Origin of the sequence: Chlamydia avium 10DC88, from assembly GCF_000583875.1 — a bacterium.
Lineage (GTDB): Bacteria > Chlamydiota > Chlamydiia > Chlamydiales > Chlamydiaceae > Chlamydia > Chlamydia avium.
Map to the genome: position 1 here is coordinate 595,730 of NZ_CP006571.1, position 15,490 is coordinate 611,219.

Here is a 15,490-nt window from a genome sequence, read left to right on the forward strand (position 1 = left end):
TCCCTCTCTTTTTTGATTACTGACAAGATTCACAACCCTCTTCGAGAGAACAGGTTGGCACTTCTTTAAACCTTTCTACAATGATATCTGTGGAAGCTGATTTATTTTTCATCCATCTTGGTTGAATCCCTCGTTTATTAATATCAGTAAACGACTTCTCTACAGAAGTTGCTGCTGAAGATCTTAAATAATAAGTTGTTTTTAGCCCCTTCTTCCAAGCTGTAAGATACATTGCTGATAATTTTTTACCATTAGGCTCAGATAAATATAGGTTAAGAGATTGCCCCATATCTAGCCATTTCTGCCTTCTAGAAGCACATTCGATAATCCATTCGGGATCGATTTCAAATGCTGTAAGAAAAATTTTTTTTAAGTCATCAGGAATGCGTTCTATTTCTAACAAAGAACCATCAAAATATTTTAAATCGTCTAACATATCTTCATCCCAAAGCCCCAATTCCTTCAGCTTTTGAATTAAATATACATTAGGTACTGTGAATTCCCCTGATAGATTTGACTTTACGAACAAATGCTTATACGTAGGCTCTACTGATTGAGTCACCCCAATAATATTAGAAATGGTTGCTGTAGGAGCAATTGCCATGGTATGGCAGTTTCTCATTCCATAAGCCTTAATAGATTCGCGTACAGGAGTCCAATCCTTATACGAAGAAGTATCCATATCAAGATATTCTTCCCCACGATATTCTTTTAGTAATTCTATAGTGTCTAAAGGCAAGAAGCCTCGGTCCCACTTTGATCCCTTATAAGAGCTGTACGTACCTCGTTCTTTCGCTAATAAACTTGAAGAAAGAATGGCGTAGTAGGCGATCAACTCTGAACTACGATCTGCAAATTCTACAGCTTCCTGAGAAGCGTAGCTAATATTTAATTTATATAAGGCATCTTGGAAGCCCATGACTCCCAGTCCAATGGCCCTATGTTGTAAATTAGCATTTGCAGCCTCTACAGTAGGATAGAAATTAAGATCAATAATATTATCTAAAATACGAATAGCTGTAGAAATAGTGTCACTAAGTTTTTCTTCATCAATAGTTCCGTCAACAATATGTTCTACTAAATTGATAGACCCTAGGTTACATACAGCTGTTTCTGTCTCTGAACTATTCAACAAAATTTCGGTACATAAATTTGAACAACGAACGACACCCACATGATCTTGAGCTGAACGAATATTTGAGGGATCTTTAAATGTCATCCATGGATGACCTGTTTCGTAAAGCATACTGAGCATTTTTCTCCATAAATCTTCTGCGGGGACTTTTTTGTATAATTTGATTTCTCCAGAATCAATCTTTCTCTCATATTCTTCATAAAGCTGTTCGAATTCCCAGCCAAAAGATTCGTGTAACCCAGGAACATCATCGGGGCTAAATAAAGTCCAAGTACCTTTCTGCTGTAAACGTTTAAAAAATAGATCAGGGATCCAGCTGGCTGTATTAATATCATGAGTACGCCGACGTTCATCTCCTGTGTTTTTTCTTAATTCTAGGAAATCTTCATAATCTAAATGCCAGATTTCTAGATAAACACACATTGCTCCCTTGCGTTTACCCCCCTGATTGACAGCGATTGCTGTATCATTAGCAACCTTAATAAACGGGATAACTCCCTGACTTTTTCCATTAGTTCCTTTAATTAGAGCTCCTGTAGCACGAACTCCTGTCCAATCATTTCCAATGCCTCCGGCCCATTTAGAAAGCATGGCATTATCAGCGATAACTTTATAAATATGTGCGAGGTCATCTTTTATAGTGGATAAATAACAAGAGCTTAGTTGGGAATGACGCATTCCCGAATTAAACAGTGTAGGTGTTGCCGGTGTATAACGGAACGTAGAAAGAAGATTATAAAAAGTAATCGCCCATGCGGTTTTATTTTCACCTTCGTTTAAAGCTAATCCCATAGAAACACGCATCCAGAAAATTTGTGCTGTTTCTAATCTACGCCCCTCATGTTGATTAAAGTAACGATCATAGAGATTTTGTACTCCCATATAGGAAAACTGTTGGTCTCTAGAAATATCTAAAGATTCTGCTAAAGCATCGAGATCATATTCTTTCAATAGGGGATTCAACCGATATTGTTCTCCATGCAGAATATACTCCTTGAACCATTGTTTTTGTGTTTCAACAAGATCAGGATCTGTTGCATTCTTACCTAATGTTTCTTCATAAACTACGTTCATAAGCAACGCTGCAGCTACAAAAGCATAGTGAGGTTCTTTTTCGATATTTGCTCTAGCTGCCATAATACAAGCTAATGCGACTTCAGACTCCTTTATTCCTGAATAAAAATTTGTAAATGCCATTTCTGCAAGCAAATGAGGATCTGTAGTGTCTGGGAATCTTTGACATGCCCACAATAATCTTTCTGTTAATTGAGCCTTATTTATGTGATAATGTGTGCCGTCCAGTCGAATTACTTCATAAGTTTCTGTATTAACTTCTTCTTGTACTTTAGGAGTTTCTTCTTGACGATCGCGTACTCTTGCACGAGCTTCTCTATATAAAATATAATTTTTTGCAACTTTATAATGACCAGCAACCATCAATTGTTTTTCAACAATATCTTGAATGGTTTCGATATCAATACTATTTTCTGGAGAACTTACAGCTAAGATCTCTTCAACAATTTTGTTTGTTAAAGTATTGATTTCTAATAGAATCTCTTGTTGAGGCACATCAACAATTTGTTTCGTAGCACGGAAAGCTTTTTCCAAAGCTGCAGAAATTTTCATAGGGTTAAACCGAACAACGTTGCCGTCCCTGCGCACGACTGAAGTGTAGTGCCAAGATCCTTCACGCTGTTTTTTATGCTGATCCCTATAAATAATATAATCCCTAGCAATATCCTGTAAGCCATTAACATACAATTGATTCTCTACCATGTCCTGAATGCGCTCAACAGTAATGACTTGACCTTCACGAATTTTCCTTACAACCTCATTCACAACCTGATGAGTAATTGTAGAAATGGAAACTTCGAGATCTTTAGGCAGAGGAGAACCATCTTCTAAACGACGCGTATCACGAAAAGCAGCCTCTAGAGCTTGGAATATACGATTTTGATTAAAGGGAACGAACATTCCATTGCGTTTCACAATAGTATAATGCTTCTCATCTACTTCGACCATATTCCCCCACCTCAATGCCAACATATATTCTAACCAAACAACAGCGACTCATTCTCTACACATTTTAGAGTAACTTCCCTACAAATTTAAGACTCAATAAAAACACAAAGAGAGCCCCTCTTCCCTGGAGAAGTTTTTCTAAGAAACCCAATATGTAGTGAAACATTATGCGCTTGTATACTATATATAGGAATAGATGCTGTTTCGTGCAATTGAAAAGTAATCTCTTTCTCCGGAAAAAATATGGCGTTCATGCACTTTTTGTCCTGTTATTTTCTCATGATCTTTTTGCCAAAAACTTGTTGATTTTAGATGAATATATTATGCTGAAGCGGTAGTTAAAATTTCGCATTTCTTATGGTAGGATTAGAATCAGATATCCGAGGTAAGCGTCGAGCAGTGACTCCTAATGCTATTACTGCCTTTGGTTTATGTTGTGGGCTATTTATTATTTTCAAAAGTATTTTAAAGACCTCTTCTTCCATTGAACTTTTACACCGACTTCAAGGACTTTCTCTTTTATTGATCAGTGCTATGATAGCTGATTTTTCAGATGGAGCTATTGCTCGCATTATGAAAGCAGAAAGTGCATTCGGAGCACAATTTGATTCTCTTTCTGATGCTATTACTTTTGGTATAGCGCCACCATTAATTGCCATTCGAAGTCTTGATGGAGTGTATACTGAGGGCTTTTATTCTTTGCTTCTCTTGATCACGTCAATTATTTACTCCTTATGCGGAGTTTTGAGGCTCGTACGCTACAATTTATTCTCTAAAAAGCCTTCTGATACAACGCGCATCTCTTGTTTTATTGGATTACCTATTCCTGCTGCTGCGGCTTGCGTGGTTTCTTTATCCTTACTACTAGTTTCTAACTTCTCAACCGTGTTGCCTAATCAAGTGCATGTTATTTTAATTTCTTTCAGCCTACTTTTCTCTGGGAGTCTTATGATTTCCCCTTGGAAGTTCCCTGGAATTAAGAATCTACGTTTCAAAGTTTCTTCATTTTTACTTGTAGCAACCACCGGGCTAGTTGCTTGTTTACTTTTCCTAGGTCTTATCGATCACTTTATTGAAGTATTTTTTTTAGTCTCTTGGTTGTATGTTTGTGTGATCTTTCCGATTTTTGCAATTGCGTATTATAAAAAAATGAGATAACCATGATGAGTTTTATACATGTTGTGGTTTCTACTTCATCCTTATGTCTAGGAGTATTGTTATCATCGTTTTACTATCGCAAGAGAGAGGTACGATATTTAGAAGAACAACGTAAACTAGAGAACGAAAATATCTTGTTGAAAAATTCATTAGAGCTTTCTCGTCAATCAGAGCAATTAATGGAAGATTTTAGCAATAAGCTTTCTGTGACATGTCAGGCCCTGATTAAAGATATGAAAGCGGAAACTCAAGTTTATTTTTCTGAAAAATCTAAAACTATTGAGTCCTTGCTTTTACCAGTCCAAACTACATTACTTGCTTTTAAACAAAATTTAGAGACCTTTGAAACTAAACATGCTGAGGATCGTGGAGCGTTAAAAGAACAAATCACGCATTTATTATCTGTAGAAAAAAAATTAGAGAAAGAAACACAGTCTCTTACAAATATTTTAAAACATCCAGGAGCACGTGGTCGTTGGGGAGAAATTCAACTTGAAAGGATTTTAGAACTTTCTGGAATGCTTAAATATTGTGACTACGAAACACAAGCTAGCGATCCTCAAGGTCTTGTTCGTGCGGATATGATTGTTCGCCTGCCTCAAGAACGTTGTTTAATTATTGATGCTAAAGCTCCATTTTCTGAAACATATTTCTCTGATGAGAATATGGATAAATCAGAACTTGTTGGGAAAATTAAAGAACATATTAAAATTTTAAAATCAAAAAGTTATTGGGATAAATTCCGTTACTCTCCTGAATTTGTTATTCTCTTTCTTCCAGGAGAAAGTATTTTTAATGATGCCTTGCGTATAGCTCCTGAGCTCATTGATATTGCAGCGGCTTCTAATATCATTCTCTCGAGTCCTTTAACACTATTAGCATTGCTTAAAACAATTGCTCATACATGGAAACAGGAAAATCTACAGAAACAAATCCAAGAAATAGGCCAACTGGGGAAAGAGCTTCACCATCGTTTACATGTTGTTTTTAATCACTTTTATAAACTTGGAAAAAACTTAAATAATGCTGTCCAAAGTTATAATGACATGGCTTCTAGCCTACAACATAGAGTACTTCCAACACTCAGGAAATTCGAGGACTTAGAATTGACTTCTTCTTTGCACAAGATAGAAGAGCCTAGTATTTGTAATCCTACCAAGCCCTTTTTACCTAATCCCTCAGAATAAGAAAATACGTATTCTGAAGCATCTACGTTAAAGAAGAAACATGAATATTTATAATGCTGATGTTATAGCAAACTCTTGATCAAAACTTTTCATATTTTCACGAAGCATTTCTTCTCCTGCAAAAGAAATGAATGTAGCGCTATTTATAGTATCTTGTAGATATTTCTTCACTACTGTACAAATTTGTTCTTTAGTAACACTCAGAACTGACCTACGAAATGCTTGTCTTAAAGCAGGAACTCTACCGCAACGTAATCTATAATATCCCGTAGAAGCTCGGCTTCCTGGAGCAATGGGAGAATCTAAACTTTGGATGACCCCTAAAATTCCTTCATGAATATCTGCGTCTGAAAAATTCCCCTGAGAAATTTCATTAATACCGTGTAGGAATGCCTGATAACTATTAAAAATCTCAGGATCACGATAACTGTAGCAATAGAATGTTCCTCTGCCTAGATTAACAGCAGCTCCGGAGCCATAAGCCCCACCTTGTTCTCGAATTTTCGTATGCAAAACGGTATTATCCAATACTTCTGCAGCTACAGTTAACGCAGAAGCATGGGGATGATCGTAGGCTAGATCTCCAATAGGAAATGCTAATGCATTGAATGCTGCTCGTGCAGGTATATATAACCCTTGAGAAATCACCGAGTTATTTATAATAGGGTTCTCCCAGGAAGCAATAGGGACTATTTCTTGATCTAAAATTCCGTAAAAATTCTTCTGTTTTAAATGCTGATAATTACTTTGACTACCGCTAATGACTAACTGACGCCTTCCAAAGAAGCATTTTTTATATAGATCTTGTAAAATAGCAATAATTTCGTCACTAGACTCATCAAAATTTTTCGTAATCTCACGAATCTTCTTAACATAAGGTATTCCTGAAGCTAAATAAGACAAAGATGCTGTCAAGGATTTATCCATGCAAGCCATACTAATAGCATAACCCATAGGGCTGTTACGCACGCTATTTGTTAAAGCTTCATTATGCTGCATGAGCAATTCTTTGATTCTTGCAACATCTGTAAAATCCACATGAGTTACCATGTCCATCAAAACCTGAAATAGATAACCAGCTTTTGATTCCAAAGATTTTCCACGAATACTCACTGAAGGAGATAATACAGTATTATTATTGGCATGAGGCGAAAACTCATAAGAAACGTCTACTCCTCCTGTGTGCTCAAGAAGAAACTCTAAATTCTCTTTATATGATCTTTCTCCTGACCCTAATTGAGGCATGAGAAAAACAAGTAAACGCAACCAAGGAAGTTCTTCAACAGATAAAGGAGGGACATTCATAACGAGTTCAGCAAAGATTAAATCATTGGTGAAACATTCGTGATGAAGTACTTCGCCATAAGTAACATTCTCTTTAACTAGGTTATATTCTCTTCCTGAATGAGGTACTTTATCTAAAGAAAAATTAGGGAGTACTCTATCAAGATCTTCATTTTGATGTTGATATTCTTCCAACATTTTAGAAGTATGACGAATATGTTCTTTTTCCTCTGAAGATAACTTATTCTCCACATCTTTAAGAAGAGCTTCTTCTTCTTGGTTTTCTATGGATAACAAATCTGAATCTGGGAGAAGAATAACTCGAGCAAAATGAGGATTATCTAAAAAAATGCTTCCGAATTAACTTCTCTAGATAATCAGGACGCTGTAGTTTCTCCCGAAGCTCCATAAATAAACTATGTATCCTCAAGCCATCCTCAGCATTTCCTCCATGTAGCTTCAATAAGCCAGAACGGAAAAATAATGATAATCCATAGGGTAAGGAATAGCCTGAAATTTCCTTACGATTTAACTCTAGTTGATGGACAGCAGCGTCAACAAGATGTTGAGGAATTCCCTCTCTTATGATCTCTTCTAAACAAGCAAAAATCCAAGACTCTAACTTTTGAGCTCCTCCATGGGAACACCCTTTACATATAATTGTAACGGGAATTTCACGAATCTCTCCATCGATTCCCATATCAGCTTGCTTACAAAAGCCAGATTTCAGCAGCCGTGATTTTAAAGGAGCAGCATCTGTACCCATGAGAACAATATCTAATACATACAATGCTAATAATTCCTGCTGATCTAATATAGAACATGTCAACCAAGATAATCCAAAAAGTACTTTGTCTTGATTCTGACTATCTGAAGGATACTTCAAAATGTTTCTTACTGGCTCTTTAAATCTCTTCTGTAGCGGGACAGAAAAAGTTTGCTTTTCTAACTTCCCTACATGTCTGAGTAATTTTTCTTCTAAGAAATCCAGATGTCTTGCGGGTTTTATATTTCCATAAAAATAGAATAAACAGCGCCCTAGAGTATATTGGCTCTGATGGAATGCCACAATATTGCTATGAGAAAGGTTAAGAATATCTTTAGGATCTCCTCCCGAATTCACTCCATAAGTAACAGAAGGAAACAAAGCTGCATTTAGGGCTTCTGATAATCGTGCTTCACCCGACATCATTGCTCCTTTCATCTCATTAAATACAACTCCCGTATGAGTTAAAGAGTTTTCAGGAGAAAATTCATATCTCCATCCTTCTTGTAAAAAGCTATTTTCTGTAAGTAAAGGATAGAAAACGGCATCAATGTATACGCTAAGTAAATTATAAAAATCCTCAGGAATTTGTGATGCTGCTGGGTAGCAAGTAAAGTCAGCTCCTGTGAATGCATTCATAAATGTATTTAAGCTACGTCGCGTCATGGAAAAAAAAGGATCACGTACAGGATAATTTTTCGATCCACATAGAACCATATGTTCTAAAACATGAGCGACACCATTTGATGTTTGAGGACATGTCCTCAAACAAATATTAAATACATTTTCTTCATCATTATTGATGATCATCATGATAGAAGCACCTGAAGGCTTATGTTCAATCTCTAGTAATTTACTTTCGATTTCAGGGAGTTCCTGGCTTAACTTAATGACAAAATTTCTATAGGTGTCTCCAACCTTCATTGATCCGAATCCCTTAATTATCATTAGGTGTGCTTGTTATTTTTAAATCTAGAAGATTAATAGTAAGATCGTATCCTTACTTTCCAGAAAAACAAAGTTAATTTAACTTAGGCATTATTTTCAATAACTCCTAGAGAAAGTTATGAACAATGATCTGCAATATTTTGAAAGTCATTATGAACAAATTCTCCAAGAATTTGCTCATTTTCTTTCTTTTCGTTCTGTTTCTTCAGATAACCGCTATCTTACTGATTGTATAAACTGTGCACATTTTTTAACCGGAAAGCTTCAAAACATATTCACAACTGAGTTATGGGAATATCCAGGACATCCTCCCGTTATTTATGCCTATCATAGGCATATAGATCCGTCTAAGCCTACGTTACTTATTTACAATCACTACGATGTTCAGCCCGCTGATCTTTCTGATGGATGGTTAGGGGATCCTTTTATTATGAGGAAATGTGGAAATAAGATCTTTGCTCGCGGAGCTTCTGATAATAAGGGACAATGCTTCTATGCTCTGCAAGCTTTGCAGTATTATTATCAATCACGGCAATGTTTCCCTGTAAACATTCTCTGGATTATTGAAGGAGAAGAAGAACATGGGAGCCCAGCTCTACAGACATTTATTCATGAAAAAGAAAGCGCTTTTCATGCGGATCATTGTCTTATTTTAGATGGAGGTTTTCCATCTGCTCAATTTCCCTGCATAAATATTGGGGCTCGCGGTCTAGTAACGATGAAAGTGACATTAAAGGAAGGCGACCAAGACATGCATTCGGGAATCTTTGGAGGCAAGGCCTACAATGTGAATCGTGCATTAGCACAACTTTTGTCTTCCTTATATCATTCTGATCACTCTATAGCCGTAGAAAATTTCTATCAAGATGTTACCTTACCTGAAGAAGGTTCAGCCATCCCAATACAAATTCTTGAGGGTCAAAATGTTCATCACGCTAATTTTTCTCCCGTCCTCTATGCACCTGCTACAAATTCCGAAGAAGCGGTACGTCTCTATCCTACTTTAGATATTAATGGTATGTCAGGAGGGTATACGGGACCCGGATTTAAAACAGTTATTCCACATCAAGCTACAGCCTATCTTTCTTGTCGCCTTGTCCCTTATCAACGCCCAAAGAAAGTAGCAGAACAGATCATACAACATTTAAAAAACCGCGTACCTTCTTCTTTAGAATTTTCTTATGAAATTTTTGAAGGATCACCAGGCTGGAGGCAACCAAAAGATCTCCCTATAATCTCCATATTAAATGATGTCTATTCATCTATATACCATCGGCCTTGTTTTACAACATATATGGAAGCAACCATTCCGATTGCTCCACTTTTAGAAAAGGCTTCTGGAGCCAAGCCTGTGATTGGAGGGGTATCTTATTATAGTGATGCTATTCATGCTGCGGAAGAAAATTTCTCTAAAGACCAATTACGAAATGGATTCCTCTCTATTTGTCAGCTTCTCGATAAATTAGGTAAACACAGTGAAACATGTTTCACTAGTTAATATTATCCCTAACGTTATTCATCAGGTTTTAAGACAATAAAACGAATTACCTCTCCTTGAGAAATCATGAGAAGAATATTTTCATTATGGTTGTCTTTTAATACGGAATTGAGTTCTTCTACTGAGAAAACTTTTTGTCGATTTACAGCAAGAATAATTTGCCCTGGAGCTATCCCTGCTGAGCTTGCTGGTGATCCAGCTTCGACTGCTACAATAAGAACACCTTTGGTATCTGAGGAGATACCTAATTTTTTTGCTGTTTCTGCGTTTAGATTCTGTACACGAATGCCTACTCGCTGTAAAGCAGATACTCCATCTTCCTGCGGAGCTTGAGAAATCACTACAGGAATTTCAATAATTTTCCCTTCACGAACAATCTTCAGCAAAATACGGGTGTCTGGGTCTGTAAGAGAAATAGCATTACGAAAAGCACTCAGAGATTCTACTTCTTTACCATTATAAGCAATGATAACATCCTCTTGTTTTAATCCTGCTTTATGAGCAGGGGATCCCTTAACAACATCCGTGATTAGTGCTCCATACACTTTTTCTAATTTATAACATGCTGCTAATTCGGCATCTATAGGCTGAAGGGTAACGCCTAAAAAACCTCGAATTACTTGACCATCGCTAATTAGTTGATCAATGATTCTTTTGGCCATTACACTAGGAATCGCGAAACCGATACCTATGTATCCTCCGCTACCACTCACAATAGCAGTATTGACTCCAATTACCTGTCCATCAATGTTCAACAGGGGGCCACCAGAATTCCCTGGATTAATAGCAGCATCAGTCTGAATAAAGTCTTCAAAATCCGCAATATGTAACTGATTTCTACCTTTAGCACTAATGACTCCTACAGTGACTGTCGCTTGCAATCCAAAAGGGTTTCCAATAGCGATGGCCCAGTCACCTACTTTCAAATCATCAGAATTTCCAAAATTCAAATAAGGAAGATTTTTTGCATTAATTTTAATGACAGCTAAATCTGTTTTAGGATCAAGCCCCACAACTTTAGCAGGGTACTTCTGACCATTATGGAGAGTAACATGAATCTTTCCTGTATCTTCAACAACATGGTTATTCGTTACTACGTAGCCGTCCGAAGAAACAATAAATCCAGTACCTCGTACAGCCTCCTTAGATATGGGACGTTCTTTTTGAGAAGGCAAGCCAAAAAATCGATTGAAAAATTCATCATTGAAATAATCAAAGGGATTATCATAGGGCCCCTTACGTCCTGGAGTAGGCTGAACAGAACGACTACTTTTTGGGAAGCTTTCAATATATACGACTCCTGGGGTTGCTTGTTCAGCAACTCTAGAAAATCCACCAGAGATTTCTTTTAGCAATACTTCTTGGGGAACTTCGGATATCCGATTATCCTTCTTCCCTGCCGCAAATCCCAGGGGAGAGGGAGGCATACCTAAAAAACTTATTACAGCTAATAATATATATAGTGGCTTCTTTGTCATACTTTTCTTCCCTACCTATGATAGTCCCTAGATTACCTCTACAACCATGGAAACTTACTTGATCTGAATACTTTTGCAAACAGAGATTTTCAAATTCAGGTATAATATCTTATAAACTTTTTTGGAAAAATTATGAAAAGCAAATTATATTGCAGCTAGACATTACTACAAAGATTTTTTTCTCTTAAAAACTAATAACAGCAGATATTTTTTCTTATAATTATCCTAATATAAATGATAGTAATTCATATTATAGAAGTATTTTAATCTGTAGTTTTTAATAATCATCATTATGAACGTAGTACAGATTCTACTATCTCTCCTATACAAGCAGGAGAGTCGACTACTGACACACCAGCATTTCTCAATGCCTGTTTTTTACTTCTCGCGTCACCATGATTTCCAGAAATGATAGCTCCTGCATGCCCCATACGCTTTCCTTTAGGAGCTGTTTCCCCAGCAATGAAGGCTACTACAGGTTTGGTGCAATATTTTTGAATCCATTCAGCAGCTTCTTCTTCAGCACTTCCGCCGATTTCTCCAATCATTAAAATAAGATCTGTGTGTGGATCTTTTTGAAATTCCTCAAGAACATCAATAAACGATGTTCCGTTCAGTGGATCGCCCCCAATTCCCACACATAAACTCTGCCCAATACTTCTCTTAGTTAGCTGCCATACAGCCTCATAAGTTAAAGTCCCTGATCTGGAAACAACTCCCACATTTCCTGGAAGATGAATATATCCGGGCATAATACCAATTTTACATGCTCCAGGTTTGATGATTCCAGGGCAATTGGGGCCTATTAAGCGAGATGAACTTTTACACATGACGTCACTTACTTCAAGCATGTCTTTAGTAGGAATGCCCTCAGTAATACATACAATAAGAGGAATCTTAGCGTCTTCAGCTTCAAGAATAGCTTCTGCAGCATAAGCGGGGGGAACAAAGATCATAGTTGCTTGGCAATCAGTATCTTGCTTGGCCTCTAAAACAGAATCATAAACAGGAAGATTTAAATGGACTGTGCCTCCCTTCCCTGGAGTAACTCCGCCAACAAAATAGGATCCATAAGCTAAACATTGTTCTGTATGGAAAGAACCTGCTTTCCCTGTAATCCCCTGAGTAATTATAGGTACATTTTTACTTAATGAACAGAACATAAGACTCCCTAAACCTGTTTACTCAACGTTACAGCTAATTCTGCGCCTTCATTTAATGAATTAGTGAAGAGACAAGGAATTCCCGAGCGTTGCACAATTTCTCTTCCCTGTTCTACATTTGTTCCTTCTAAGCGTATTACTGTGGGGACGGTATTTTCTCTTGTTTGCATAACGGCTACAAGTCCTGATGCTACTGCGGAGCAATTCATAATTCCTCCAAAAATATTAATAAAAAGTACTTTGACATTCTCATCCGATAGCACCAAAGAAATTGCTTTCTGAATTTGTTCTTCCGAAGCGCTACCCCCTACATCTAGGAAATTAGCAGCAGTTCCCCCATAAAACTTCAGAATATCTAATGTACTCATAGCCAATCCTGCACCGTTCACTAAACAACCGATATTTCCATCTAGAGAGATGTAAGAAAGGCCTATCTGTTTAGCAAGAACATCTCGAATATTTTCTTGAGAAGGATCATATAGGACTTCTAATTTAGGATGACGATATAGAGCATTGTCATCGATAGTCATCTTAGCATCTAAAATAAGAAGATTTCCCTCTGTAGTTAGAACTAAGGGATTAATTTCTAATAAAGAAGCATCATTATCATAAAAACACTGTATTAGCTTATGAATTATCTGTATCCCTTGTTTTCCTACTTCTCCTTCCCACTGCATGAATTTAAGAATTCTTCGAATTTGATAATTATGTATACGTGCATAAGGAGAGAGAGAAATGGTTAATAGTTGATCAGGAGATTTGCTTGCTACCTCTTCGATGTCCATTCCTCCTGCCTTAGATAACATGACGGATGGACAATGGTGTTTCCTATCTATAATGATGGCTAGATAATACTCGGTAGAAATTGAAACTAAAGGTGTGATTAAAACTTTCTCTACTGGTAAAGCCTCTCCAGAAGTTTGGTTACTAACAAAATGCATATTTAACAGTTGTTGAACAGCATCTTTGATTTCTGGAATAGATTTAGCAATGCGCACGCCTCCATTCTTCCCTCTTCCTCCTGCATGCACTTGTACCTTAATTACTCCAGAATGGATGTCTAGTTCCTGAATCGCTTGCTCACACTCTAGAAGAGAAGTCACTACTTTGTATGGAGGAGTAGGGATCTTATAGGATACTAGTAGATCCTTAGCTTGGTATTCATGGAGGTGCATAGATTATCCTTTAAATTTTCCTCCTTATCTTGTATCATCTTTTTTGCTGCAACTAACTTTGCTCTAATCAATGTTTAAGTTCTTTAGTAGCAAGATTCAATCTTTATTTAAAAAAGCTCCTTCTGTTGATCTTTTAGAATCTGCGGAAAGTTTATTTTATGAAGCAGATTTTGGTTCTGATCTAACAGAAGAACTATGTTCACGTTTGCTCAAGTGTCAGAAACCCAGTGAAGTTATACTCAAAGAGCTAGTTACTTCTCTGCTACGAGACACTTTGGAAGGTCTTCCTATTCTACACAGCCCTATCCAATCTCCTAGTGTATCTCTCGTTCTTGGAACTAATGGATCGGGGAAAACTACTACAATAGCTAAACTTGCCCACTACTACCAAAACCGTTCAGAGAAAGTCATGATTGTTGCCACAGACACTTTTCGTGCTGCGGGTATGACTCAAATGCGTTATTGGGCAGAGAAACTTCATTGTGGTTTTGTTTCGGGGAAACCTAAAGGAGATGCTGCAGCTATTGCCTATGACGGTATCACTGCAGCTATTTCTCGAGGATATGATCGTGTTCTTATAGATACTTCTGGTCGGTTACACACCCACACGAATCTCCTCCAAGAGCTATCGAAACTCGTGTCTGTATGTAACAAAGCACTTCCAGGTGCTCCCCATGAAAAGTTCATGACAATAGATGCAACTTTAGGAGGGAATACCGTAGATCAAGTGCGTATTTTTCATGAGACGATTCCCTTATCGGGAATCATCCTGACTAAAGTCGATGGTTCTGCTAAAGGAGGAACATTATTCCGTATTGCCAAACAGCTAAAAATCCCCACCAAATTCGTTGGTTACGGTGAATCTGTAGAGGATCTTGAAGAATTTCACATTGAGAGATTCTTAGAAAAACTATTCCCTACTTCTTAAAATTTAGGGTTTCAATTTCTTCTTCCTGAAGAAGAAAAAATCTGTAAAAGGTACCAAAATACCATAATTACGTTGCAATACATTTTCAACGCTAATATCAAAGATAGTTTATAACTTAAATCTCCGTTATTTCCTACAGTTTGAGAAACCTTACGAATAGTTTGTGCATCTACTACTGTTAACCCAACAAACATAAGTAATCCTATGTAACAGATTAACAAATAGAATAATGGCATATATACGAATAAGGAAACTATAGCAAATACTAGGGAGACTAAAACAAATCCAACCAATCCTAAAGATAGAATTTTACTTATTTGGGTTAAATCTGTTTTTGTACATGCTCCATAAGCAGCTGCTATACCGAAAATCAATCCTGCGGAGCCGAAAGCCGCCCATACTACATTTCCACCATATTGAAGTGCATATACTGGAACAAGAGTCCCGAAAAATAATCCTTCGAGTGCAGAATATGTTAAAAATAATCCCATAACTGCGGGGACAGAAAGTTTATGAATCTTAGAATTAATGTAAAATGATACCCCCAGGGTAGCAATACACCAAATCCACCACAAGGAAAACAAGACGCGATATAATCCAGAAAAATACAATCCTAGTGATACAAAAGTCGTTATTGCAAGTCCCGCAGTCATCCAGCCATATACTCGAGATGTAAATGTACCTGACAAACGAGATTCTTGTGCATAATCACGATCGTATAGTCCCATGGGACCTCCTTTACTCACAC

Annotated in this window: 9 protein-coding genes and 1 pseudogene; 4 read left to right on the top strand and 6 right to left on the bottom strand. The window is 37.1% G+C overall.

What is annotated here, in order from left to right; genetic code table 11:
• Positions 1 to 16: 16 nt before the first annotated feature.
• The gene (locus RT28_RS02665; RefSeq protein WP_038500728.1) at positions 17 to 3,157 is read right to left on the bottom strand and encodes a ribonucleoside-diphosphate reductase subunit alpha; all 3,141 of its coding nucleotides are present in this window, start codon (positions 3,155 to 3,157) and stop codon (positions 17 to 19) included.
• 357 nt (positions 3,158 to 3,514) lie between these two features.
• Between RT28_RS02665 and RT28_RS02670 the strand changes: the two genes are divergently transcribed.
• Positions 3,515 to 4,315 (top strand): CDP-alcohol phosphatidyltransferase family protein, encoded by an 801-nt coding sequence (locus RT28_RS02670; RefSeq protein ID WP_020359306.1) that lies wholly within the window; start codon positions 3,515 to 3,517, stop codon positions 4,313 to 4,315.
• Between the two features lie 5 nt (positions 4,316 to 4,320).
• Complete coding sequence (locus tag RT28_RS02675; RefSeq protein ID WP_038501304.1) at positions 4,321 to 5,502, top strand: DNA recombination protein RmuC; 1,182 nt, start codon at positions 4,321 to 4,323, stop codon at positions 5,500 to 5,502.
• Between the two features lie 48 nt (positions 5,503 to 5,550).
• On the opposite strand, the pseudogene RT28_RS02680 reads toward RT28_RS02675, so the two are convergent.
• Positions 5,551 to 8,476: pseudogene (locus tag RT28_RS02680) on the bottom strand (insulinase family protein).
• Between the two features lie 142 nt (positions 8,477 to 8,618).
• On the opposite strand from RT28_RS02680, the gene RT28_RS02685 reads away from it, so the two are divergent.
• Positions 8,619 to 9,998, top strand: coding sequence for a M20/M25/M40 family metallo-hydrolase (locus RT28_RS02685; protein WP_038500731.1), 1,380 nt, complete (start codon positions 8,619 to 8,621; stop codon positions 9,996 to 9,998).
• Positions 9,999 to 10,012: 14 nt separating this feature from the next.
• Here the strand turns inward: RT28_RS02685 and htrA are convergent, their stop codons facing one another.
• The 3 genes from htrA to sucC all read right to left on the bottom strand — a co-directional run bounded on the left by htrA (position 10,013) and on the right by sucC (position 13,814).
• Complete coding sequence (gene htrA / locus RT28_RS02690) at positions 10,013 to 11,476, bottom strand: serine protease HtrA (RefSeq protein WP_020356467.1); 1,464 nt, start codon at positions 11,474 to 11,476, stop codon at positions 10,013 to 10,015.
• A gap of 290 nt (positions 11,477 to 11,766) precedes the next feature.
• On the bottom strand, positions 11,767 to 12,639 hold the full coding sequence (gene sucD, locus RT28_RS02695) for a succinate--CoA ligase subunit alpha (protein ID WP_038500734.1): 873 nt from the start codon (positions 12,637 to 12,639) through the stop codon (positions 11,767 to 11,769).
• A gap of 8 nt (positions 12,640 to 12,647) precedes the next feature.
• Positions 12,648 to 13,814 (bottom strand): ADP-forming succinate--CoA ligase subunit beta, encoded by a 1,167-nt coding sequence (sucC, locus tag RT28_RS02700; RefSeq protein WP_020356469.1) that lies wholly within the window; start codon positions 13,812 to 13,814, stop codon positions 12,648 to 12,650.
• Positions 13,815 to 13,884: 70 nt separating this feature from the next.
• Between sucC and ftsY the strand changes: the two genes are divergently transcribed.
• Positions 13,885 to 14,742, top strand: coding sequence for a signal recognition particle-docking protein FtsY (gene ftsY, locus RT28_RS02705; protein WP_020356470.1), 858 nt, complete (start codon positions 13,885 to 13,887; stop codon positions 14,740 to 14,742).
• An 11-nt stretch (positions 14,743 to 14,753) separates the two neighbouring features.
• On the opposite strand, the gene RT28_RS02710 is transcribed toward ftsY, so the two are convergent.
• A complete protein-coding gene (locus RT28_RS02710; protein WP_020356471.1) occupies positions 14,754 to 15,470 on the bottom strand; it encodes a Bax inhibitor-1/YccA family protein in 717 nt (238 codons plus the stop codon).
• Positions 15,471 to 15,490 lie beyond the last annotated feature (20 nt).